The organism is Gramella jeungdoensis (assembly GCF_023805255.1).
Lineage (GTDB): Bacteria > Bacteroidota > Bacteroidia > Flavobacteriales > Flavobacteriaceae > Christiangramia > Christiangramia jeungdoensis.
In genome coordinates, this window is record NZ_JAMSCK010000001.1 from 892,504 (window position 1) to 916,441 (window position 23,938).

The window sequence follows — 23,938 nt, forward strand, 5'->3', positions numbered from 1 at the left end:
CATAGGTTTTGAACTTTTATCAGAAATCATTGGCAGAATTTGAGGAGGATTATTATGCAGGCGGAACAACCGGTATTATTGTTTCAAGTTGTCTTGGATCTATTGCAGCGATGTTGATATTAATGACTGGTCATGGATTGATAGAAATGATTCAGTTAGGTGCCGTAGTAGTTGTGTGTATGTGGTATAATGCTTCTTTCCTGGCTCAACTAAAAGCTAAATTCGTACTTAATTCATTTATTCTGAGTATCCTTGTAAGTACTATTTTAATTATTGTCAATCTTATTTAAAAGATGAAGCATAATATAAAAGACCGGACGGATGTTCAGTCTTTAATTTCAGATTTTTATTCCAAGGTTAGGAAGAATAAGGAAATTGGTTTTTTCTTTAATAACAGTATTCAGGATTGGGATGCTCATATTGAAAAACTTACTGATTTCTGGGAGAGCAACCTCTTTTTTTCTGGTTCCTACTCGGGAAACCCTATACACGCACATGTAAAAACCGATGCTGAAAATGATAATAAATTAAGCGAGTATCATTTTGGAATATGGTTAAATCTCTGGTTTGAAACTATCAATGAAAAGTTTGAAGGAGAACTGGCTGAACGGGCTAAAAATAATGCAAGAAAAATGTCAACTCATCTTTTTCTTAAAATCTACCAGAATCGTTTAAAACAATTTAAAGAGAACGAATAAAATTGGTTTCAAGGAAATCTAGCATTCCTTTCTGATCTCTTTGTATTCTTCCCAGTTGAAGTCATAAAGGAACTTTAATGCTTTCTGGGCTCCCAGTAGAAATAACTGTTGTTGTCTTTCTTCCGACATCCCAAAGTTTAACCAGTTATATTTCTCGTCAGCATCAATTTTACAGATAAGCTTTTTATAATCGGGATTTTTCAGAATAAAATCATAATCATGGATTTGTCTCATGGTACTGATCATTGATCCACAAAAACTGAAAAATTTATCGGTATCAGAGTATTTTTCCCGGTAGGTACTTAACCGAACCCCAAAGGTAGGGCGGGAAGGAACCCCTCTAATATGAAAAGTATTAATTGGAAAGTTAGACAGCATACCTCCGTCTACGAATTTCACACTATCCGGTACCTTTCCGTTATAGCTTACATATTCATCCCATTTCATATCACCTATTTTTCCCGCATTGGGTATATTTTTAACTTCGTAAGGATAGAAGAAAAAGGGAATAGACATTGAGGTTCTTATGAATTTGGCAGGATCTATAGATTCGGCATTATGCCAGTATAAATCAGCCATTACAGGGAATTCTACTTTGGAATGTGTTGTGATTTCTGAGGTTATAATTGAAAGTTTGGGTGGAGTAGCTTTGTATTCAGCGTCATTTCGGTGTGTAATGCCCGGAATTTTCTCTCTGTTTTCTTTTAGCGCTTTGAGATTTTGTATACCGTTGGATTCTAAAATATTACTAAGCCAGTTTTCAAAATTCTCTCCCGGATTAATTCCAAGCTTATTTTTCAATAGCTGAAAGATCTTATAGGCATTGAATACGATATTCCAGAAAATACTGCCTTTATTCTCGATTTTTTTCTGAATCAATCTTTTAATACCCGAAGGCCCATCAACAAAATCGAAGAAGTTCTTATTTCCTATGATATCGATTATTTTTTCGGAAGTGGCTTCGCCCGGTTTTCCAAGTGCAGCCATAAGTAGAGCATTGATAGAACCTGCAGAGGTTCCCGCAAGACTGTAAAATCTTATGCCGGCTTTTTCAAGAATATAGGTATAACCAACCAGGGCAATACCCAGTACCCCGCCGCCTTCCTGAACAAGGTCTACATACTGGTTACCATTCTCGTCTACGATATCAGAATATACTGTTCCTTTTACCTTAATAGAAACAGCTTCTTCGGCAAGTTGTTGTACATCAGGGTGATTAATTAATCTGTTGGGTGTCATAGGGGGGATTTTGCAATGCAAAATATCGTAAATATGATTTAAACAGAAGGGGGATTATCCCCTTTTTAACCATTTAACTTCTTCAATATGCTTTCTTTAATTTCTCAATGGACTTCTGGTTTTCATTTGAAGATTCTTTTCAATCTCCTGATAATTAATGTTATTCGGTGAAATTATCAGAAGTTAATTTACTGTTTTTAATGCAGCATTATTCTTACCGCTTTTAAGCTCTCCAAGTAATTTAACGTAAAGCAGATTTTCATTTCCAGGAAAAGAATCTAAAGCCTTTTCTAAAACGGTTACCGATTCAGCATGCTTACCATTTTGTTGTAATAGCAAGGCATAATTATAACAGGCCCTCATTAACGGTGTATCCAGCCTACATGCCTGTGAAAGATAATTAATTGCTTTTTCAGGCCGCCCTGTTTCATTATATAAAAGCCCAAGCATGTAATAGCTTTCGGCAAATTGCGGTTCCTGTTCGATCACTTTGAGGTAAAGATCTTCTGCTTCTGCGGCCTTATCCTGCTTATACAGGAGAAGTGCCAGATTCATCCTGGATCGATTGTTAAGATCGTCGATTTCTATAGCCTTTTGATATGCTTTTATTGCCTTTTCAATATCTCCTTTGGCTTCATGATAAACTCCTATTTGATGCTGTCCCGAGGGAAAATCAGCATTCATCTCAAGATAATTCAGATATTCCTCTTTGGCATTTTTAAAGGCTTCAACATCCCGGGCTGTTTGATTATCGGCGAGGGTAAAATATCTGGCAGCATTAATCCTTACCAGGCGTACAGTATCATTTAATAATTCATCGATATATTGTGAAAGTTCAGGCTGTGACATATTGGTTAATGCTCTCACCACTTCATTTCTAACAAGCGCTGAAGAGTCATTTTGTTGTTTTTGGAGAAGTTTAAGTTCTCCAGGAGAAAGTGGTCTGTTGGAGAATTCCCGTATTGCTGTAGCCCTGACAATTGCAGGAAAATGTTTATTACTTATTAAATATTCCAATGCCTTATAATCTCCAAGCTGTCCAGGGATTAAATAATCTGAAAAATGTTCAGGGCGCTCTGCTCCGAATTTTCCGGCAACAATCTCACTCGCCCATTCGGCGGTTTTATCATCATGACAGGAATTACAAGCATTGGGCGTTCCGTACTTTACTGTTTGATCCGGTCTTGGAATCCTGAAACTATGATCTCTGCGAAAATCATTGCCCATATATGTCTTCCCGGTCATATGGCAGTTAATGCATAGAGAAGCTTCAGATTCTTCTTTATGGAAATGATGTGAAGAATAATCGTAACTGCTTTCATGACATTTTAAACAGAGATCATTTCCTGTTTTTCTTGTTTTCGTGGTATGAACATCGTGACAATCAATGCAGGATACTCCGGAGTGATACATCTTACTTTGCATGAAAGAAGCATATACATAGTCTTCATCCTTGATCTGGCCATCTCTTTCATAAGTGGGATATACCAATAACTCAGGATCATAATGATCCAGAAAATGATCCTGGTAATCAAAATATTTAGTGATCTGGGATCTTCTTGAATGGCAACGGGCACACTTATCTACCACTTCTTTTGAAGACATATCAGTTTCCATATAAAGTGGGGGAGGAGCCAAGCCAGCTTCAGGATTTTTGTAGAAATCTACATGGAGGCTTGCGGGTCCATGACAGGCTTCGCAACTCACATTTATTTCACTGAACTCGGTGTTGTAAATTTCCTTTTCAGTATCAAAATTTTTCCGAAGATTGGTGGAATGGCAATCTGCACACATAGTATTCCATCTCATGGCACCTCTGCTCCAGTGCATCCATTCAGTATGCCTGATATCCAGTTCTTCCTGAAGTGCGAACCATTTCTTTTTCTTGGAATCCCATGCAGTAAGCAAAACCTGATACTGACCTTTCGGAAATTTCACCAGTTATTGCTGAAGCGGCTCCACGCCAAAAGTATATTCAACTTTATAATCATGATATTTATCATCAGGGCCTTCAGTGTTCACCATAAAATCCTTTCCATTTTTAAAAAAGCGGGTGGAAATTCCTTTATGGACAAATTCAACATCATTGAAATCTCCAAGCACTGTGTTGGTATCTGCAATCTTCATTGCCAGATCATGATGAGAGCCTTCCCAGCTCTTATATTCTTTCTGATGGCAATCCATACAGGACTTAGACCCTACAAAATTGCCATTATGAACTTCAGCTTTGGTGGGACTTATGTAAACATCTTTTTTATCATTCTTACACCCTAATAGAGAAAATACTAACAGAAAGAAAAAAGGGGGAATTTTGCGAAAGAAGATTTTTAATCCTATGCCAACAATTAGAGATAATTTTATATGGCTCCTATACATTTTATTATAAAAACAGGTTACTTTTCAAAGTACTGCCAGGGTTTTTAAGCAAATAATTTGAAATAAATAATGTTAATAAAGATGTTTAGTCGCCGCGGGAATAAAGGAAGGCCATATTTTAAATTTGAAACCTTAATCAGGATGGTTGAAGATTCCCGCTAGGCAAATATACCAAACCTGATGCTTAAATTTAGAAAGATTGTAAGCATTATATGCTACTATTTTATGAGTAAGGTTTACTATCTGCAATTATCAATCAAGTTTGTATAAATTAAAAAATGATGATCATTTCAACACATTTTGAATATTCTTTGATCAATCGAGGTTTTTGAGTTTAGATCGTATATATCTGTTTTTCAATAATCTAATGTGATTTTTTTGGTATATTTATATGTAACTAAACCAGAAGATTATGAAACGATTATTTATTTTAATTTGTGCGGTGCTAATGGGGAGCATCAGTTTAGCTCAGGAAGAAACACAAACCTACCTCATTTTTGAATTCATGGAGGTAGATAACGATCAGGAAGCATTTTATTATGAAACCGAGGAATTTTGGGAAAAGATCCATGAACAGCGTGTTAATAGTGGAGATATTGTAGGCTGGGACCTCTGGCAATTATTGCCCGGAGGTGAAGATCAGGGCTATCAGTACTTAACAGTGACGGTATTTGACGATCCGTTAAAGATGATGAGAGCAGGTGACGGAATTATGGAAAGCGCACGAATGGCCTATCCCGATTTAAGTGACGAAGAATTGGATAATCGTTTGAATATGGCAGGAGGATCACGTGATCTTGCGGTAAGACTTTTCATGGAGGTAATAGACAGTACTGAAGATGATTTTGAAATGAAGCCGGGAATGATAGCTTCCCTCGATCTAATGAAAATTAGAGAAGGCCAGTATGAAGCCTACGAAAATGCTGAAAGTACCACCTTCAAGCCCTGGCATCAAAAATATGTTGATGGGGGAGTAAAGGGTAACTGGCAGTTATTAAGAGTCCTAATGCCACAGGGAACCGAGGTGTATACATCACATATGACGGTTAATATGTTTGATAATTGGGAACAGTATCTCAAATCTATGAGCTTTGATGGAGGTATGACGCCCGATTTAGAGAATAAAATGGCAAAAGGTCTTGAAACCCGTGATATGAAATGGGTCTATTGGGCTACCCTGGTAAAAATGGTAAGGTAGAGATATAACCTAATTAAATGGTTATGATGATGTAACCTGAGAATATCAGTTGATAGTATAGCTTTATTAAGGTATTTTCAAGTAATGGAATGTATTGTTTTTTTTCTTCCGGTGTTTCGTAAATAGATAGTTTTGTTAAAATAATTATATATTTAGTTTCGAAACTACCAACCCGTTCATGAGTAAAGAAAAAGACTTTTACACACAGGAGGACAAGATGTATGTTGCAACCGACTGTGTGATTTTTGGATTCGACGAAGGAAATTTAAAACTACTTATTTTTAAAAGAAGGGTGAAACCCTTGGTGGGAGCCTGGTCATTGATTGGAAGTTTTGTTAGAATCGATGAGGATGTCCAGGATGCGGCCAAGAGAGTTTTAAAAGAGATCACAGGTCTGGAGGGTGTCTTTATGGAAGAACTAAAATCCTATGGCAAGACAGACAGGGATCCCGGATATAGATGTATTTCAATTGCTCAGTATGCCCTTATCCGTATTGGCGAGTATGATAAGGAACTGGTGAAAAGGCATGGTGCCGACTGGTATGATATTGACGAAGTGCCTGAACTTGTACTTGATCATAATCAGATGGTTAAGGATGCTCTTGATAGAATTAAAAGAAAAGCCAGGTATAAACCAATAGGATTTGAACTTTTACCTGAAAAATTTACTATTCCTCAACTTCAAAGACTTTATGAGGCCGTATATCGTAAAGAACTAGATTCAAGAAACTTCCGGAAAAAAGTTTTATCCTTAAACGTTTTAATTAAACTTAATGAAAAGGATAAAACTACCTCCAGAAGAGGAGCTTTCCTGTATAAATTTGATTATAAGAACTATCATAAGCTTCTGGAAGAAGGTTTTAATTTCGAGATTTAATTGTCCATTACAGATTTCATCTAGTTAATTCCGGGTTTTATGAAATAAAATAAATGGTTTTCCTTATGAGAATAATTTTTTTGTAATTTTAAATGTAAATCTTACGTTTAAAATTAAGCTTTAAAAATGAAAGATATAAGGTCGTTTTCTTTTTTAATTCTCTCTCTAATATTGTCTGCGCCTGTGATCGGGCAAAATGATTCCAATATCGATCTTCCCAATATTGTCTTTATAATGGCCGATGATCTGGGATGGGGAGAATTGAATAGCTACGGAAATAATTTTAATGAAACCCCTAATCTTAATAAACTAGCTTCCCAGGGAATGAGATTTACTCATGCTTATGCGGCCGCACCTGTATGTTCTCCAACAAGGGCGAGCATCGTTACCGGTCAGTATCCTGCAAGAGTTGGCATTACCGACTTTCTGGCTCCACGATCGGAAGTATACCTGAGACCTGAAGACCATGTTACGATCAATGAGGCGCTTTCCCAGGCAGGTTATCATACCGGAATTATCGGAAAATGGCATCTTGATACTCATTTCGGGAATATTCAGGGAGGTCCTCGAGACCATCATTTTGATGAAGTGATAGGAAGTGAGACCAAATATATTGCAGGCGGGGATTATTTCTTTCCTTACGATAAAGCAGCTACTCTAAATGAGAAGGGGGAAGAAGGAGAATTTCTTACAGATAGGCTGGTGGATGAGGCAATAGATTTTATTGAAAGGAATAAGGAGCAGCCCTTCTTTTTATATCTTTCTCATTATAGTGTTCATACTATTCTGGATGCACCTGAAAATCTGGTTATTAAATACAAGAAAAAATTTAATGATAAGTACGGAGACGGAATGGCCGAAAAGCTATATGATGGGCAGAAACGAGGGAGACACCTGGCGAATCATATAGATAATCCATATTTAGCTGCAATGCTCGAAAGAATAGACGCTGGTGTAGGTGAGATTATGGAAAAACTTGAAAGTACTGGATTGGCCGAAAATACTGTTTTGATTTTTTTCTCTGATAACGGTGGTGCTCCCAACTCTGGAAATAACTCTTATTTACGAGGTTTCAAAACTTTGCTATATGAAGGAGGTATCAGGGAACCTTTGATAATTAGGTGGCCAGGTAAGGTTAAACCTGGATTGGTCACTCATGAGCCTGTTTCCAGTATTGATTTCTATCCTACATTTTTACAGTTAGCGCAGGTGAGCCATGGGGAACAGAAACTGGATGGTATAAGTCTTCTCCCATTGTTCACAGAGCAAAAGTCTCCTGAAACGAGACCTCTATACTGGCATTACCCTTCTGAGACTGCAAATGCTAAAAATAAAATGAGCAGTGCTATCAGGGAAGGCAATTATAAACTTATTGAGTTCTATATAGACGGCCGGAAAGAACTTTACAACCTTGAAGCCGATCCTGGTGAAACCAATAATTTAATTGAGCAAATGCCTGAGAAAACAGACTATTTGTACCAAAAACTACTTGATTGGAAAAAAGATGTAAATGCTCAATCTCCTAATCTTGATTGAAATGTCTTGAATGAATTTAAGTTTCTCCTTTTGATAAGGAATGAAAATTCTTCAAAGCTCCTCATGAATGGAACATTGAAGAATACTTTTTTCGTAAGAAATACCCCCTACTGTTATATAAAAAAACCGGGAGTATTTCTCCCGGTTTTTAATTCGATTATTTTTTCATTTGCTGCTCTTTTAGCATTTCTTCAGTTACCACCGTTCTAAAACCCAGATGTTCCTGAGACGAGTCCATGGCGTTTGCCATTCTCGCAGATGGCCTGTAACTCGCACAATAGGATGCTGCACATAAAAAAGAGCCCCCTTTAATTACCTTCTCTGGGATTTGAGGATTATTAGGATTATATGGTTTATCAGGACCCTGGGGGTTAATGGCAAGTCCTTCATCCTTTAATTTACTGTAATATCCGGTATTATACCAGTCCTGGGTATATTCCCAAACATTTCCTGTGGTGTCATACAACCCAAATTCATTAGGTGGATATGATTTTACTGGAGCCTTATTTTCATAGCCATCAGTTTTGGTATTTTCGGTAGGAAATTCACCTTCCCAGGTATTTGCATGTTCCGAAAGTTTTGAAGCATCATCACCCCATGCGAATTTCGTGTCCATTCCGCCTCTTGCGGCATATTCCCATTCAGCTTCTGTAGGGAGTCTTCTTCCGGCCCATTCGCAGTAAGCTGCGGCATCTTCATAGGCAATATGGACAACAGGATAATCTTCTTTTCCTTCAATACTGCTACCAGGTCCCTGAGGATGTTTCCAGTTGGCTCCTACTTTCCATTCCCACCACTGAGTATAATCATACAGGTTGGGAACGCTACTTTCGGTCTTGCGGAAAATAAGCGAGCCAGGTTGTAGAACGGAATCAGGAGGTTTTGGAGTTCCCGGTGGAAGCTGTTTCTTTATATCTTCCCAGATGATATCTCTTTCTGCCACTGTTTTATAACCTGTAGCCTCCACAAATTCTTTAAATTCGGCATTTGTAACTTCAGTTTCATCCATAAAGAAGCCATCAACAGCTACCTTATGGGCAGGCTTTTCATGACTTAAAGCCATCTCATCTCCTTCCACGGCTCCCTGAATAAATTTACCTCCAGGAATCCATACCATACCCTCGGGGACATTTATATTATCGGAGTATGTAGTCTTTAGTTCAAGATTTTCACTTACATTTTCTTTTTTCGTTTCTTCTGCATTCTTCTGATTCTCTTTACATTGGATAAATAGGAAGCTTAGAGCGAATACTAGGAGTTTAAATGTTTGAAAATTGTGCTTTTGAGAAAAAATCATATTGCTTTCTTAATTTAATCCTGTTTATTTGAACAGATACTTGCAAATATAACAGGCTACCCATTAACCTGAAGTAATTTTGAAATACTTTTCGTTTTTCTCAAATAATAAGGGATGCTTTTGCATCCCTTTTTTTGTAAGCGAATTATTTAAACTAAGAAATATCAATTCGTTTACGTTTTGTCTTACCTGCTTCTTTGTTTTTGAATAACTGAAGTTTTAGAATACCGTCTTTGTATTTTGCCTTTACATCTTTTGATACGTCAACACTATTGGGTAGTTGAAGGGTTCTGTGAAAACTTGAATAACTAAACTCTTTACGGGTATAATCGTCTTCATCTTCTACATTTTCAGCACTTTTTTCGGCAGAAACATATAAAAGATCGTTTTCCATATCAACTTCAAAATCCTCTTTTGAGAAGCCTGGAACGGCAAACTCAATTTCAAAGTCATCTTCATGTTCTTTTACATTCATCGCAGGAAGTTTCCTTTCTGAAGTAAAGAAATCATCTTCAAAGAGATCATCTAGTCCAAATGATTTGGCTAAACCACCATTCATCCAGGGAAATCTTTGTTTTTTGGTTTTAACTAAAGACATGGCCAACTTTTTAAATTAATGATTCAATTCACCTTGAATTTACGCCCTATAAATTTCAAAAAGTATGACATCCATCATTTTTTAATTGAATTTTTTTTAAAGATTTGTAACCCTGGTTACTTACGCCTTAGCTATGATTTTCTAACTTTAACAGAATAAAAATTATGGCCATGAATTATTATTTTCATAAAACAGTAGAAGGTGATTTTGATACCGTTCAGGAAAGAGTTATAAATGAACTGGAAAGTGAAGGTTTCGGTGTTCTCACTGAGATCAATGTGAACGAAACCTTTAAAAAGAAACTCGATGTAGATTTCCGTAGATACCAGATTTTGGGCGCATGTAATGCACCTTATGCACATAAAGCCCTGACAGCTGAAGATAAAATAGGTACCATGTTGCCGTGTAATGTGATACTTCAGCAGCTTGACGATGGGAAAGTTGAGATTGCCGCAGTAAATCCTGTAGCCTCTATGCAGGCGGTGGAGAATGAGGAATTGGTTGATATTGCAAAGGAGATCGCAAAGAAATTACTTAAGGTTGTAGAGAACGTATAAGAAGTTCAGTTTAAACTGAACTTCTTATAGTCTTATAGAAGAATTCTCTTTAATTGTTTGCGGGACTTATCATGATATGCGCTCTGTGTGTTCCAGGATCCATGAGCCATGGCATTCCTGGAGCTTCAGGTTTAGCCGGTAGACCGGTAGACTCGGTTGTGGCATAAGGTATATAAATCACATATCTGAATTTCCCATCCTTAAGCTCTCCGGTTTCTTTATTGTAGTTTTCGTCAGAACCGGAAAATACGTATAAAGTACTGGGAGCATCAGGCATTTTCAGTTTTCCTGATTCCACTTCCTCTTTACGGATCTTCCTCTTTTCCATTTCCGATTTACCTTCGGCAGAGAGTTCCCTTCCTCGCGCCATAAAAGGTTCCAGTTTTTTAGAATAACATGCCACCTGAATTCCTTCGAAATCCGGGTTGTCGGCAATACAGATCATGTTATTAGTACCTTCCTTTAGCACCATCATCTTTCCATTTTCAGCATAGCCATAGACCTTTGCTCCACTGCGTTCTTCTTCGGGCGCAGCAAGCAGTGCAGTTTTGATTTGTATCTCAGCAGGCAGGATATTCGATTGGGAACAGGCTGTTAGGCTGACAAAAAGGAAAACAGGCAGGATTAATCTCTCCATGGTTTAAGGTATTTGATTATTAAAGATATTTATTATGATTTTTCTTATTTCAGTTTTTAGGATTGTCCGGCCAGCTCAAAGCTTACCATCCAGTTAATGCCAAATTTATCACTGAACATACCAAAATAGGAACCCCAGAAAGTATTATCCATTGGCATTGTTATTTTACCCCCGTCTGATAGTTTATTGAATATACGGTCGGCATCCTGCTTGCTGGCGGTATTCACCGAGATGGAAAAATTATTTCCTTTCTTAAAATTTTTAGCCCACTCTCCACCGGTATCACTTCCCATTAGCATGGTTTCTTTACTTATAGGTAGGGATACATGCATGATCTTGTCTTTATCTTCATTAGAGATCGGCGGCATGTCTTCCTGAGGAGGCATATCACCAAAGGTTGATATGTTAGTATACTCCCCACCAAATACCGATTTGTAAAAATCAAAGGCCTCTTTACAGTCTCCGTTGAAGGTGAGATAGATATTTACTGTAGTATCCATTTTATTTCAGATTTACTGGTTATGGGATCTTGTATAATAGATCATTAACTAAAGATAAGGATTCCCTGAGAAATGTTTTGATTTAAATTTTCTGATTCATTCAGAGTTCTACTATATCCTTTAATGAGGGAATTTTGATATTCCAGTTGAACTCAGATTCCAGTTTGACCCTGAATGCATCTGTTACCTGCCTTTCTCCGTGAATAAGGAACACTTCTTCAGGGATATTCTTGATGTTGCGGCACCATTCAATAAGTTCGGCTTGATCCGCATGGGCTGAAAGGCTTTCGATCTTTTCTATTTTAGCATTTACGGGATAATATTTGTCCCTGATTTTTATTTCATATGCCCCTTCTTCCAGTTGTCTTCCACGGGTTCCTTCAGCCTGGAAGCCGGTAAGGATTATTCTTGTGGAGGGAATGTCTATGAATTGTTTTAGATAGGTCAATATCCTGCCTCCGGTAAGCATTCCGCTACCGGCTATCACAATTCTTGGTCGTTGTTCATCGATGATCTCCCAGGTTCTTCTATATGAGGATACCAGTTCAAAGTGGTTTTTTATGGCTTTCAACTCTGTAAGCGGGATCATATGAGAGCCAGGAAATTTTTCAAAAAGCCTGGTGACATCTATTCCCATAGGGCTATCAATATACACGGGGATATCCGGGATCCTGTTCTTTTTAAAGAGCTTCCAGAGTATGTAACTGAGCAATTGAAGCCTTTCCACGGCAAAGGATGCCATAAGAAGGATTCCACGATTGTCTATAATCTCTTTGATATTACGTACCAGGATTTCTTCTACCTCTTCTTTGGGATGCAGTTTATTGCCATAGGTACTTTCAAGGAAAAGGTAATCTGCCCATTGGGGATTTTGAGGTGGTGACAGCAGTAGGTCATCTTTTCTTCCCAGGTCTCCCGAAAACAATAAGGTCTTTTCGTTAATTTCGAGTTCGATGAAACAGGCACCCAGAATATGCCCTGCAGATTTTAATCTGAACCTGATATTTTCAGCAAGTTGAATCCATTCGTCCTCCTGCACACTTTTAAAAAGTTCAATGGCTTTTTGCGCATCTTTTTCAGTGTAAAGTGGGAGGGCAGGATCATGTTTAGAATAATGCTCACGGTTGGCTTCCTCTGCCTCTTCTTCCTGGATCTTTGCAGTATCCATCAGTATGATCCTGGCTATGGCAAGGCTGGGGGAAGTGCCCAGGATGTCACCTTTAAAACCCTGTTGAACAAGCCTTGGAAGATAGCCGGTATGATCCAGATGTCCATGGGTAAGCAGTACATAGTCCAGTTTTTCCACCGGTATTGTCAGATCTTCCCAATTGGCCTGTCTGAGTTCTTTCAAACCCTGGAATAAACCACAATCTACAAGGAGCCTGAAATCCCTTGTTTCTATGTAGTATTTAGAGCCTGTTACCGTACCTGCAGCCCCTAAGAACTGAACTTTTATTTTAGTTGCCATCGACCTTTGTTATAGTACAGAGTATTTTGAATTCTGAAAGTATTCGCGATTTTCTTGAATCGGAAATCCCCAGATGATCCAGTAGATATTCATTCTTAAGAAGATCACTTCCCAGAACGATCTCTCTTTTCAACAGGAATTCTTTTTCTTTATTAGAAAGCAGAGTCGAAACCGTGAGGGGATAGAGCTGCGATTTATCTATTAAATGTTTCAGGCTGTTATCTTCCGGATAGTTCCAGCTTATCAATTTTAGCCCAACACACCGGGCATACTGCACCGCATCTTCAGTGAAACGGGTGTTGGTGACTACCCAGCCCGATTCATGATAAGATGTCTTTTTTTGATTTTTGATGTCGTTGAACCTGGCATGAATATACAGGGGTACCTTTACATCGCAATTGCGACCTTCTTCACTGTGGAATTTACATTCAATAAGATTTCGAGTATTATTCTTAATCGCTATCACATCGATCTCGTGTTTTACACATTTTCCCAACACTGTTTGATTAAACGAAACTTCATAACCTTGTGAAGTCAGGATCCTGCCAACATATTTTTCAAATGGAAATCCCGTAGGGCCTAATTCATATATGGCATTCTTCAATTTATATTTTGAAGCGTATACCGATTTGACCTGCTTTAACAGAGCAAATGCCCGGTTGTAGATCTCCCGTGTGGAAATTCCCTGATAGAGTTCATTGCGCATCTCATCAAGTACATATTTCATGGTTTTCTTATCGGCACCACTTTTTAATAAGGAGTTCCTGAGCTTGGAAAATGAGAATTTTACCTTTTCTCCGGAAGATTTAATAATATCAAGCTCAGTGTTTTGCATCAGTGAAAGATCAGAATAGTGTTAAGATACAAAAGGACTGACTTTCCGGCTATGAGAAAGATCATTTTTTATCCAGGTTTTAGAGGTGTAGAAATTAAAAAAGAGAAACAGGATAAAGAGAAACAGGATAAATTGGGGGGAATAAGCCTGGAGCTTTAAATATCCTGATTTGAGAATTCTATTCTGCAGAAATTCGTTTTTGCTTATTGTGTTTAATGGACTGGCTAACCATTCTGAATATCTCATTTTTGACATTCTGGTACTTACTATCAAACTCGTGCACTTTGATCATTATTTTGCGATGCTGATGTTTATAATCCCATTCTTTTTCGAATTGTTCTATATCATTGAATAATATCTTCAATCCGTTCTTATGATTGTTTATTTTGGTTAATAGATCGGTGACTTCGATTTTAAGATCGACTAATTTTACTTTTAAGCTTTCAGCCTTTGGGACCATATGTGATTCCACAATGGGAAATACATTTTCATTAAGCAGATTGTTGAGGAACTGCAATTCCTTTAGAATAAAACTTAATCTGGAGTGCCACATCATAGAATTCTTATGCATTAAATCTGGCCTCTCCCATCCATAACTGTTGGATACCTTGGTTTTCATGATGAAATTTTAAAATTATTTGAAAATTAACTGTTGGGAATTGCCTAAAAAGGCAGCTTTTCTTAAATCCGGCCAGGAAGCCAGCAGGGTCTTTTTTTCATGACATTACGCCGCCACGAATCTGTCTTGAAGTTAAGAATTTAAGCTGAAAGAAAGTATGATCTTAATCACTTAATTATAAGAATTTTAGGTTAAATTAATTTGATAAAATTCAATTGCAGATTTGTTCTATTGATCAATAATCGTCCGCAAATTAGGCGTAAGAAGGTATAAATATGAACCAGCCGTGAATGGCAAGCTATACTGGCAGGATAGAAACTATTAGACAGGTTTGCCGAAAAGCTGCTTCACCTGTGGTTTAACGAGTTCAATTATAGTGAAAATACCAAGTAAAATCCCCAGGATACCGGTAAAACAATTGAGAACGGCTATTACGAATATAAAATCATATCGTCTTCGCTCCCCTATGAATTTTCCGGCCAGGATGGTCACTATTCCCAGCGCCATGAGGAATAGAAAAATTACGGTGCCAACCACCATAAATACTAATCCTGTTAATCCAAAATGATCATGGTCCTGCATTTCATTATTGAATATGAACATCCCCATAAATATATAGATCAAGGGGAAAAATGAAATAAGTATGGTAAAGATCCCTTTAATTAAAAAAAGTACCTTGAATACATTCAGATTATGATTTTCGGTTGTCATTTTGGGTTGGTAAAATAAATTAATTTTTCATCTGTACCAGCTGGATATGATTCCCGCAGGTATCATCCAGGATGGCTATAAGAGCGCTTCCCACATCTGTAGGTTTCATACTAAAATTCACACCTTCTTCCATCAGTCTTTCATATTCGCCTTTAATATCATCAACATTGAACTGGGTGTAGGGAATACCAGCTCTGAACAGTGCCTTCTGATATTCTTTCGCCGGAACAATGTTATTTGGAGAAGGTTCCAGCAATACTTCAGGGCCTTTAGGGTCCTCTTTAGATACCACGGTTAGCCATCGGTGATTTTCTCCCACTGGGATATCCTTATGTTTCAAGAAACCCAATTTTTCGGTATAGAATTTTAAAGCTTTTTCCTGATCAAGAACCGGGATCCCGATAGTTCGAACCTTCATCGCTGTTTGATTTTTAAAATCAATATTGAAGATAGCTATTTTTAGTTAAAACCTGAAGCTTCTATTGCTGTTTTGCCTTCCGCATTCGTTTAGGCCCATACCATAGCCAGAAGCCGGTGACAGTAAAAACAAGTAAGGCAACACCCATAATACTGGTGTAAGCGAGTTTAATTGATCCCGAGGTTCCTAAATAAGCATCCAGTACAGAACCATCATGAATATTCTCAATAAGATCGGAATGTCTTTTTCCAATATTAAGTAGGTTTCCCGTAGCACCATCTAACTGAATGCCGTAGTAATGATCTTCAAAAATGAATTTCACCATTCCTTTTTCTTTTCGCACGTCAATGCGGTCTATCCTGGCCGATAGCGAAGGTGAAACAGAATCATGCAGAATAAAAACTGCCTTCTGGTGCAGGCTATCCAGTGGCAACCAGTCTTTAAGTTCTGTTGATGTTCCTTCATAGGAGGGAGGAAGTATTACACCTTTGCTGTCTTTTTTCCAGCCTAACAAAAGCCCTGAAACGGAAATCACAAAGAAAAATATAAATAGCAGAGCTCCTGTATAGCGGTGTACTTTTCTAAATATTCTTAAGGTCTTTGCCTGTTGTTTCCTTTTCTTTTGAGTGATCATAAGGCTCTTAGTGTATCCCTTTAATTATGGCGCGGAAAAATAATAAATTTGGTGATAGAAAGAGCCTGATTTTTTAATTAAACCGGGGAAATTTTAGACAGGGGAGGTTCCCGCAATTTCATGAAGTTTCATGATGGTTTTCCAGTTTCGGGTGGATGCCGTAACTCCAAGCTTATTTTCAAAGAAATTGTTGTTTAATTTAGAATCACTGTACTTACTGGAGTATTTAATATAAATATGGTCATCGTCTATTTTGAACTCGTCGGGAGTGTTAGCCTCTTCCAGTTTACGAATACCTTCAGCCTGTGGATTCTCTTTTAAAAATACCAGGTAATATTTTTTGATATCCCCGTTATCCGGCTTGAAAGGATTGCTGGAAATGACCTTTTTTAGTCGGGGAGGAGTCCTAACGATCACGGGGACTTCAAAATCAAAAGCTTTTTGAATAGCATTTTCAATATTCTTTTCAAGTTTTCTGTCACTGATATCCTTTGGGGTATCAAAAACAACGTTTCCGCTTTGAACATAGGTCTGTATATTAGAAAAGCCAAGTTCCCTGAAGGTTTCTTTCAGGTCTTTCATGAGAACTTTCTTTTTACCACCCACATTTATTCCTCTTAGGATAGCTATATATTTGGCCATACGCTATTAAAATTATATTCTTCAATTTAATAATTTAAATAGTAGTTGTACGCTTTTAACCCGGATAAAATTTTCGGTAATTAAACTTTAAATACCATTAAAAATTCTTCAGGGTTAGAAAAATATACTTTAAATTAGGTTATTGATAATCAGTGTTTTAAACCGGGGTGTGATTGTGCTGATGATCAGTTTTTAAAACTTGAAGAAATGCAAAATGTAGTTAATGAAAGAAACGGTATTAGTGTTGAACAATTGATGGGGACAATTGATGCTGTAAAAAAGGAACCTGAAATAGCCAATTTTGAGTTCAGAGCGAAAACCGACTGGTTAGGGGGTGGCCATGTGCGTACCACTATACAGAATTTTTATGGAGCTAAAGAGGAAAATACTTCCAGAACAACTCCAATAATTATGGAAGGGGATGAGCCCCCTGTCCTATTAGGGGAAAATCATGGAGCAAATGCGGTAGAAGCCATTTTACATGCACTGGCTTCATGCCTAACAGTGGGCTTCATTTATAATGCTGCGGCAAGAGAGATCAATGTTGAGTCACTTTCTTTTGATATGAAAGGAAATATAGACCTGCATGCTTTCCTTGGTCTTTCAGATAAAAAAAGGCCTGGCTATGAAAATATTGACGTGAAATATAAAGTTAAAGCAGATGCCCCACGCGAAAAACTTGTAGAACTTTGTGATTATGTACAAAAGACTTCACCTGTTCTGGATATGTTGAGAAATCCGGTAAAGGTGAATATCGAAATGGAGTAGTCACTCATACATCCCGGTATTTTAAGAATAGCGGCTTATCTAAATTTTTGAGCTGCCTTTCCTTCCCCATTTTCTTTCAGACTTTCCTAATTGAACCTGATTTAGTGGATTCAACTTAAAGCTGAGGATATTATAATAACTGAAAGAAACATAAAAATGGCAGAGGAAAACTTTCCAGTGATACAGTACACGGGCATCAACCAAAAGGTTCCGTATGATGATCCCGATTCTACACTTTTAGAATGTTCTATAAGTCATCAAATTCCTCATTTACATGAATGTGGAGGAAATGGTCGTTGTTCTACCTGTAGAATTAGGGTGTTGCAGGGTAGTAAGAATATATCGCCACCCACCATGAAGGAGCGGGAGATGGCTCAGGTTAGAAGATGGGACCCCTCTGTTAGGCTGGCTTGCCAATGTTATGTAAAAGGGGATATAGCTATCCAGAGACTGGTATGGACCAGTGCCGAGATCAATAAACTTCAGCTGGAGACGGTTCCCGAGGGAATGGCAGAAGAAAGGGCTATAGCCATACTTTTCTGTGACATAAGGAACTTCACAAAAATGGCTTTTGAAAACAACACCTTCGATATGGCGCATATTCTTAATAGGTTTTACACTACTATTGGCGATCCTATTTTATTTAATAATGGAGTGATATATCAGTACATAGGAGATGAGATCATCGGATTATTTGGTGTGGCTGGGGGAACAAGAGAAAAGAACTGCCGGGATGCTGCCAGGGCTGCTTTGGGAATGAATTATGCTATTGAACATTTGAACCAGATGGAATTGGTAGATTTTGATCTTAAAATTAAAACAGGAATAGGGATCAATTTTGGAAAGGCTTTTATAGGTCACCTTGGCCATCCAAAACACAAACAATTGGCAGTGGTTGGTGATCCTATAAATACGGCAAGCCGTATACAATCATATAATAAGGATGTGGATACCAGAATCCTTATCTCACAATCGGTTTTGCGAAGTGTTCCTGAAGATACTTTTGATCTGGGGAAAGAATTCAAAACCAAATTTGCCGGGCACGAACATGAAAGTACACTTTATGAGCTTAAGGGATTTAAAGAGCTGGATATACAACTAGAGCTGCAAAGCTCTATGGATTTTCTGTTCACCAATAAAGATGAATTTGCCGAGAAATTTTATGCTCGGGTCTTTACAAAAGCCCCTGAGGCTAGGGAGCTTTTCAAAAAAAATATGAGGGACCAGGGAAGGTTATTAACTCATATGCTGGGTAGTATAGTCTATTCATTAAGCAGGCCGGAAAATTTAAAGACTGGCCTGGAATTTCTGGGAAAAAGTCATTCGCGCTATGGAGTGACCAAAGATCATTACCCAGTGGTTCTAAGTTCTATGATGGAAACTATTGAAGAACAGCTGGGAGAGAATTCCACGCCAAAACTACTAATGGCCTGGGAGAAGGCGCTCACCTATGTAACCGGTGAAATGATGAAATACTCAGGTTGACCTGCAGATAAAACTATTTTCCAATCCTCAGGATTCTTACGGCTCCCTGGATCACAAGGATAAATACGATGGATCCAATTATCAGGTCTGGTTTACTTGAATTTAACCAGTTAACAAGAAGCCCGGCAATTATTACACCCAGATTTATGATCACATCATTAGACGTGAAGATCATGCTGGCTTTCATATGAGCTTCCTTTTTACTTTTTGATTTTTGAAGCAGATATAAACAAATTCCATTCGCAATCAGTGCGAAGATGGAAATTATGATCATCGTGGTAAAATCAGGCATTTTCTCATTTCCGAAAAACCTCCTTAGCACCTCTGCAAAACCAATCACTGCCAATAGAATCTGGAAATACCCGGCCAGGTTCGCAATCTTCTTCTTGCGTGTTACAGATCCTCCAACTGCAAAAAGACTTATTCCATATACAAACGAATCGGCCAGCATATCCAGGCTGTCTGCCACCAGTCCCATTGATTTTGCGATAAGGCCGGTAGTCATTTCAATAATGAAAAAAGCGAAATTTATTGCCAGTACAGACCAGAGTAATTTTTTTTGATTTGAGTCTTCCTTGAATTCAGTTTGCTCGGTTTCCTCGGTGGTAAGTCTTTTACCTCCCAGGTTCAGCCCAAGTATGGATTCTTCAATTGTAGAGGTATCGCCATTATGGAATACGCTCAATTTTCTGTTGGGAATGTCGAAATCAAGATTTTTAATGCTTGAAATCTCATCTAATTTCATCCGTATAAGATTTTCTTCTGAAGGGCAATCCATTTTTGGGATTTCGAATACTGATTTTTGCATTTATAAAACGTTTATCTGAATGGTATTATGGTTGGTTGTTGTTAATATCTATAGCCTTTCCAAAATATGAACTACAATATTAAGATTGAATGTTCCGGGCAATATTTTCCTCTCTTTTTCTGCCTATAAAGTCAAGGTCCGGGAGAATGTCAATTGCCGGAATAATATTTTCGGAAAGGGGATAATTCATTTTCGCAAATTGCTCCAATGTCCTGGATCCGGTTTCATTTCCTCCATATAATGCCAGGCAAACCGCGGCGTCATATACTTTATCTTCATTATCACTCTTCATGAAATTTAATAATATATCTTCATTTAAGCACCTGTAACCAGCTTTTACGAACTGGGTATTGTATATATAAGTGATCTCCCTGGTCAATAATTGCCTGATCTCTTATTCCCCGTATCCTTCTATTAGATTTTTTAAAGCAGGGAAAAACCAGTCGGTTTGTTTAGGAAAAAAATCTGCTAAACCCCTGAATAGTTCATAGTAATCAGTTTTTGCTCTTGAATTCATATGGATTAAACATTTGGGGGCGAGTGGTGGAATGTATCTGAATTGTTCTTCGCTTTTAGCTCTTGTGTGTGGATCAATTTACTTATTTTCTTTTTAGAATTATTTCAATTTGTTAGAAATAGAATTATCAGTTCTATATTATTAATTTAGGATAGGACATATCTTGCAGATTATTCCCAATTCTTAATTAGTTCCAATACACCTTTTTCAATTCCGGAATAATAATTTCCCTTTTTTAGTTCAGGGATCATAACATCATCAATAATTCGATTACAGATTTCATTAGTTAAAACCTGTTCAGTACCATAATCAGCTGAAATTCTTATTTTCTGAAGAGTGCAGCTAATCACGATAGTTAGGCCGTTATTCCCATCAGGATTACCGACTGGACCATGTTTTGAACGATCGGAAGCATATTCTGTGATATGGTCAAAAGGTCCTATAGATTCAACCGTAATAACCGCAATCTCCCGTGTTGTTTCCTTTTCATAATCTGATATAATCTTTTCAAGATCCATGATTTGGTTGAAACTTAAAATTCCTTCAAAATCATTTACGTGACCAACAGATGCCGGAAGTGCATATTCACCCTCAAATTCAACAATTCCGGTTTCCAAAACCCGATCAATTTGGGCAGTAGCTTTAAATGGAATTAAACTTACAATGAAAAGTATCAATATTAGGCACTTATAAATTTTCATATCCTAAATTATGCACAATGCTTTTAGCTAATTGAAGGGGCGGAGTGGGGGGACGCGGTGCGGGTAACCGTAGGGATGTTTACCCAAAAATGGATCGTTTTGTAAAATTAGTTATTTTCTTTCAAAGGTTTGCGGTTATTTGTATTAAAGCGTTTTGGACTTATCTATTTGCTTTAACCACAAGAGCTCTGGCTATTAACTTTATCGATCCATCAGACTCAAAATTTACCCGCTCCAGAATCTTGTCTTTTAACTTATTTTGAGAGGTCTTACTTAGAGACTGTAAAAAGCCGGGTGCAGGTCCCTGTCCGCCTAAAAAAGGACTCCAGTAATCATCAAAATCCTTAAACAGCGTTTCAATATCAAGAAAAGTAGATTCCACTTCTTTCAAACCAGCCTTCTCAAACTCCTCCAAAAGATTTTCTGAATTACAAATAGGGAATCTAACCCCTTCGTCGATATTTTTAGAAAATGAATCAAATTGGTAAGCTGCATCCCAAAAGTACCTTAAGAACTCCATTTTCTTAGAATAGTCCCAAACGTAAGCTCCAATAACACCTTCAGGTTTGGTTACTCGTTTCATTTCCAATAAAGCATTCCCGGTATTCGGAAAAAAATTGAGGGCCAGACCAGACACCACCACATCAAATGATTTCTCCTCAAATGGCAAATTGTCCACACTGCCGGTTTTGAAATTCTGGTTCATAGAAATTCGTTGCTTAGCCCTTTCAATATAGCCCATTGAAGTATCTATACCCGATAAATTTGAGGGATTCATATGGTTCTCGATTGCTTCGCTTAGCGCACCTGTTCCACATCCTATATCAAGCCAGTTCTTTCCTGAAGGCATGTTGAGCCACTGAAGAAATTTTACAGCCATTAATGAACTTCATCTTCCCATAAAGAGTTCATAGGAGTCACCATCATTCCATTTATCTTTTAACTGGCTTTTCATAATAGGAGGCTATTTAAATTGCCTGCAAGCGGTTTTTTGAAGCTAAATTGGCAGATTCAAAGCCCATTTTTCATAAAATTTAAAAGAAGCTTCCAATTGTTATGATTGAGCAAATAATTAATGCAACTAAACTTATTATTGTATAGACTTTTCTTTTATTATGAATTAAAAACTTTAATCCAATAAATAGAAAAACTAATTGAGCAATCAAAAATGGTATTGTTAGCAATTCTCGAAAAAAACCAATCAATAATGAATCTGTTTTCAAAAAATTAATCCACCAAATTAATAGAAAATAGGATACTATAGTAAAATTTATTATAGTCAGATTTCTATTGTTTATTAGTTTTTTCATCTAAGGTCTCAGTTTAATTAAACAATGAATGCCGAGGGTTGCGATTAACGCCAGTGTGCGGAATTAAGCACGCGGAGTAGTCGGCCTGTTGATTGGTTGTTTGGAGTCCTAAATTATTCTTTTTCCTGGAATACCACATATTGGATGTTACTCGATGTAGGCAACTGTTGCTTTAATAGACCTTAAAGGTCTTATACATTTTTCTTTCAAGAACATTCGGGATTTCCGAGATTAGAACATATGTACCTTTCTTAAGCTGAGTTTTAAAATATCCTGTTTCACCTTCTTCTAAATCTTCTACACCCCCTAAAAATTTCAAACCTTTCGGGACTGGTGTTCTAAAAGCTTTAATATTAGCGGCATTAATCCAGTTACCTAATGTATCCAGTTTTGAAATAGTGTCAAGTCTAACTAAATTCACATCATGGCCTAAAAGTGTTTCGTATTGTTTTTGGTCCTTAAAGTTAATAGCTAACTGGTAATCACCTGCTTTAATTGAATCTTGAAATGTAATTCCTTCTATACTTGAGATACTTATTTTGTGGTCATATGAGGGCTCCCTGTTGTCGTTTTTTTCTTCAGTTACCTCAATTTCTTTTAACATTCCATAAAATGCGTGAGGCATACCATTTGGCATTCTAACATAACATTCCATTACATAGGTTCCTGGGTGCATGTAAATCGTGGATTCAGCTACACTTTTTGGAGAAATTAAACCAACACCTCCACCCAATTTTACGTCATTCCACCAGGCAGGGACCTTTTCAAATTCTTGCATTGCTTTTTCCATCTCATCGTTTAATAAATGGTTAAAAGCTGCTTTGAAGGGGGGGACTAATTCATTATTATAATTCTCAATAGTTACACCCTCTGGCATTTTTTCGAAAATGAAGAAATGAGTTTCTGGAGATTTATTATTGTATTTAAAAGTTGTCCATCCAGATTTAATGCGAGATGGTATTTGGAAATCCATATCATTGGTGACTACTTCAATAACCTTTTTAGCTTTATTGGTTTTAGTAGTAGTCTCTTTTTGATTCTGACTATCCTCTTTGTCATTTTTACAACTTATCAAAGGAATTAGAAATAATGATAATATTAAAAATGACTTTTTAAAATTAGAAACTGTAAACATTATCTTAGAATTTGATTGGTTTTTAGTCTAGGTAACATTAATCCCTGTATATCAGCACATTAAGTTGTTTCTAATTTAAAGCTTTTTTTCTATTCTAGTCAGGGGAAGTAAAAATTAATATAGTTTTTGATATGCGCAATTGTTACCAACGGTCTCGGTTAACACAAGAAGCGAGAGTAGGGACGTGGCCTGATAGCTATCGGGATGTCGGATTAACCATTTTCTTTCCCGGTTTTTAAAATTACACTTATTCTACTGTACCCGTAATTTGAGATAAACCGCTGTTGGCACGTCGTCTTTGTTAGTTAACTGTTTCATTATCAGTGTTTAGTGATTTTTTAGTAAATTAAAAGATTCTTTTTAATTCTAATTAA

Annotated in this window: 27 protein-coding genes; 8 read left to right on the forward strand and 19 right to left on the reverse strand. The window is 37.2% G+C overall.

The genetic code is table 11. The annotated features are described in order from the left end of the window. Nucleotides 1-8: 8 nt before the first annotated feature. Nucleotides 9-290: a hypothetical protein gene (locus NE848_RS03935; RefSeq protein WP_252110907.1), complete on the forward strand. Its 282-nt coding sequence runs from the start codon at nt 9-11 to the stop codon at nt 288-290. Between the two features lie 3 nt (nt 291-293). Then, entirely contained in the window at nt 294-698 is a 405-nt protein-coding gene (locus NE848_RS03940) for a group III truncated hemoglobin (RefSeq protein ID WP_252110908.1), read from the forward strand. 18 nt (nt 699-716) lie between these two features. Here NE848_RS03940 and NE848_RS03945 read toward each other — a convergent pair whose 3' ends face one another. From NE848_RS03945 to NE848_RS03955, 3 genes are all read right to left on the reverse strand, one after another. Beyond that, a complete protein-coding gene (locus NE848_RS03945) occupies nt 717-1,937 on the reverse strand; it encodes a patatin-like phospholipase family protein (RefSeq protein ID WP_252110909.1) in 1,221 nt (406 codons plus the stop codon). 183 nt (nt 1,938-2,120) lie between these two features. Then, nucleotides 2,121-3,875 (reverse strand): tetratricopeptide repeat protein, encoded by a 1,755-nt coding sequence (locus NE848_RS03950; RefSeq protein ID WP_252110910.1) that lies wholly within the window; start codon nt 3,873-3,875, stop codon nt 2,121-2,123. A gap of 3 nt (nt 3,876-3,878) precedes the next feature. Then, nucleotides 3,879-4,121 carry a hypothetical protein gene (locus tag NE848_RS03955; protein ID WP_252110911.1) on the reverse strand — a complete coding sequence of 81 codons (243 nt, stop codon included), beginning with the start codon at nt 4,119-4,121 and terminating at the stop codon, nt 3,879-3,881. A 604-nt stretch (nt 4,122-4,725) separates the two neighbouring features. Here NE848_RS03955 and NE848_RS03960 point away from each other — a divergent pair. The 3 genes from NE848_RS03960 to NE848_RS03970 all read left to right on the forward strand — a co-directional run bounded on the left by NE848_RS03960 (nt 4,726) and on the right by NE848_RS03970 (nt 7,924). After that, on the forward strand, nt 4,726-5,511 hold the full coding sequence (locus NE848_RS03960; RefSeq protein WP_252110912.1) for a hypothetical protein: 786 nt from the start codon (nt 4,726-4,728) through the stop codon (nt 5,509-5,511). A gap of 178 nt (nt 5,512-5,689) precedes the next feature. Continuing rightward, nucleotides 5,690-6,388, forward strand: coding sequence for an NUDIX hydrolase (locus NE848_RS03965; RefSeq protein ID WP_252110913.1), 699 nt, complete (start codon nt 5,690-5,692; stop codon nt 6,386-6,388). A gap of 126 nt (nt 6,389-6,514) precedes the next feature. Further along, complete coding sequence (locus NE848_RS03970) at nt 6,515-7,924, forward strand: sulfatase (protein ID WP_252110914.1); 1,410 nt, start codon at nt 6,515-6,517, stop codon at nt 7,922-7,924. Between the two features lie 157 nt (nt 7,925-8,081). Here the strand turns inward: NE848_RS03970 and NE848_RS03975 are convergent, their stop codons facing one another. Further along, nucleotides 8,082-9,221: a formylglycine-generating enzyme family protein gene (locus NE848_RS03975; RefSeq protein WP_252110915.1), complete on the reverse strand. Its 1,140-nt coding sequence runs from the start codon at nt 9,219-9,221 to the stop codon at nt 8,082-8,084. A 154-nt stretch (nt 9,222-9,375) separates the two neighbouring features. Beyond that, nucleotides 9,376-9,819 carry an Hsp20/alpha crystallin family protein gene (locus NE848_RS03980; RefSeq protein WP_252110916.1) on the reverse strand — a complete coding sequence of 148 codons (444 nt, stop codon included), beginning with the start codon at nt 9,817-9,819 and terminating at the stop codon, nt 9,376-9,378. A 170-nt stretch (nt 9,820-9,989) separates the two neighbouring features. On the opposite strand from NE848_RS03980, the gene NE848_RS03985 reads away from it, so the two are divergent. Further along, nucleotides 9,990-10,376, forward strand: coding sequence for a DUF302 domain-containing protein (locus NE848_RS03985; RefSeq protein ID WP_252110917.1), 387 nt, complete (start codon nt 9,990-9,992; stop codon nt 10,374-10,376). A 49-nt stretch (nt 10,377-10,425) separates the two neighbouring features. On the opposite strand, the gene NE848_RS03990 is transcribed toward NE848_RS03985, so the two are convergent. The 9 genes from NE848_RS03990 to NE848_RS04030 form a co-directional block, all read right to left on the reverse strand. Then, entirely contained in the window at nt 10,426-11,013 is a 588-nt protein-coding gene (locus NE848_RS03990; protein WP_252110918.1) for a hypothetical protein, read from the reverse strand. 56 nt (nt 11,014-11,069) lie between these two features. After that, nucleotides 11,070-11,513 carry a VOC family protein gene (locus NE848_RS03995; protein ID WP_252110919.1) on the reverse strand — a complete coding sequence of 148 codons (444 nt, stop codon included), beginning with the start codon at nt 11,511-11,513 and terminating at the stop codon, nt 11,070-11,072. Nucleotides 11,514-11,613: 100 nt separating this feature from the next. Beyond that, nucleotides 11,614-12,981: an MBL fold metallo-hydrolase RNA specificity domain-containing protein gene (locus NE848_RS04000; RefSeq protein WP_252110920.1), complete on the reverse strand. Its 1,368-nt coding sequence runs from the start codon at nt 12,979-12,981 to the stop codon at nt 11,614-11,616. Next, entirely contained in the window at nt 12,971-13,816 is an 846-nt protein-coding gene (locus tag NE848_RS04005) for a restriction endonuclease (RefSeq protein WP_252110921.1), read from the reverse strand. Before NE848_RS04005 ends, NE848_RS04000 begins: the two co-directional genes overlap by 11 nt. 178 nt (nt 13,817-13,994) lie before the next feature. Continuing rightward, nucleotides 13,995-14,435, reverse strand: a complete 441-nt coding sequence (locus tag NE848_RS04010) for a hypothetical protein (RefSeq protein WP_252110922.1) — start codon at nt 14,433-14,435, stop codon at nt 13,995-13,997. A gap of 321 nt (nt 14,436-14,756) precedes the next feature. Then, nucleotides 14,757-15,146: a hypothetical protein gene (locus NE848_RS04015; RefSeq protein ID WP_252110923.1), complete on the reverse strand. Its 390-nt coding sequence runs from the start codon at nt 15,144-15,146 to the stop codon at nt 14,757-14,759. 19 nt (nt 15,147-15,165) lie between these two features. Next, the gene (locus tag NE848_RS04020; RefSeq protein ID WP_252110924.1) at nt 15,166-15,564 is read right to left on the reverse strand and encodes a VOC family protein; all 399 of its coding nucleotides are present in this window, start codon (nt 15,562-15,564) and stop codon (nt 15,166-15,168) included. A gap of 61 nt (nt 15,565-15,625) precedes the next feature. Next, on the reverse strand, nt 15,626-16,198 hold the full coding sequence (locus NE848_RS04025) for a PepSY-associated TM helix domain-containing protein (RefSeq protein WP_252110925.1): 573 nt from the start codon (nt 16,196-16,198) through the stop codon (nt 15,626-15,628). A 93-nt stretch (nt 16,199-16,291) separates the two neighbouring features. Further along, a complete protein-coding gene (locus tag NE848_RS04030) occupies nt 16,292-16,840 on the reverse strand; it encodes a DUF1697 domain-containing protein (protein WP_252110926.1) in 549 nt (182 codons plus the stop codon). 207 nt (nt 16,841-17,047) lie between these two features. Between NE848_RS04030 and NE848_RS04035 the strand changes: the two genes are divergently transcribed. After that, nucleotides 17,048-17,608 carry an OsmC family protein gene (locus tag NE848_RS04035; protein ID WP_252110927.1) on the forward strand — a complete coding sequence of 187 codons (561 nt, stop codon included), beginning with the start codon at nt 17,048-17,050 and terminating at the stop codon, nt 17,606-17,608. Nucleotides 17,609-17,764: 156 nt separating this feature from the next. After that, complete coding sequence (locus tag NE848_RS04040) at nt 17,765-19,093, forward strand: adenylate/guanylate cyclase domain-containing protein (protein WP_252110928.1); 1,329 nt, start codon at nt 17,765-17,767, stop codon at nt 19,091-19,093. 13 nt (nt 19,094-19,106) lie between these two features. Here the strand turns inward: NE848_RS04040 and NE848_RS04045 are convergent, their stop codons facing one another. The 5 genes from NE848_RS04045 to NE848_RS04065 all read right to left on the reverse strand — a co-directional run bounded on the left by NE848_RS04045 (nt 19,107) and on the right by NE848_RS04065 (nt 23,564). Further along, nucleotides 19,107-19,901, reverse strand: coding sequence for a cation efflux transmembrane domain-containing protein (locus tag NE848_RS04045; protein WP_252110929.1), 795 nt, complete (start codon nt 19,899-19,901; stop codon nt 19,107-19,109). A 79-nt stretch (nt 19,902-19,980) separates the two neighbouring features. Continuing rightward, nucleotides 19,981-20,193: a hypothetical protein gene (locus NE848_RS04050; protein WP_252110930.1), complete on the reverse strand. Its 213-nt coding sequence runs from the start codon at nt 20,191-20,193 to the stop codon at nt 19,981-19,983. A 395-nt stretch (nt 20,194-20,588) separates the two neighbouring features. Continuing rightward, entirely contained in the window at nt 20,589-21,119 is a 531-nt protein-coding gene (locus tag NE848_RS04055) for a TPM domain-containing protein (protein ID WP_252110931.1), read from the reverse strand. A gap of 160 nt (nt 21,120-21,279) precedes the next feature. After that, the gene (locus NE848_RS04060; RefSeq protein ID WP_252110932.1) at nt 21,280-21,999 is read right to left on the reverse strand and encodes a class I SAM-dependent methyltransferase; all 720 of its coding nucleotides are present in this window, start codon (nt 21,997-21,999) and stop codon (nt 21,280-21,282) included. 602 nt (nt 22,000-22,601) lie between these two features. Next, nucleotides 22,602-23,564, reverse strand: a complete 963-nt coding sequence (locus NE848_RS04065) for a hypothetical protein (RefSeq protein WP_252110933.1) — start codon at nt 23,562-23,564, stop codon at nt 22,602-22,604. Between the last annotated feature and the right edge of the window lie 374 nt (nt 23,565-23,938).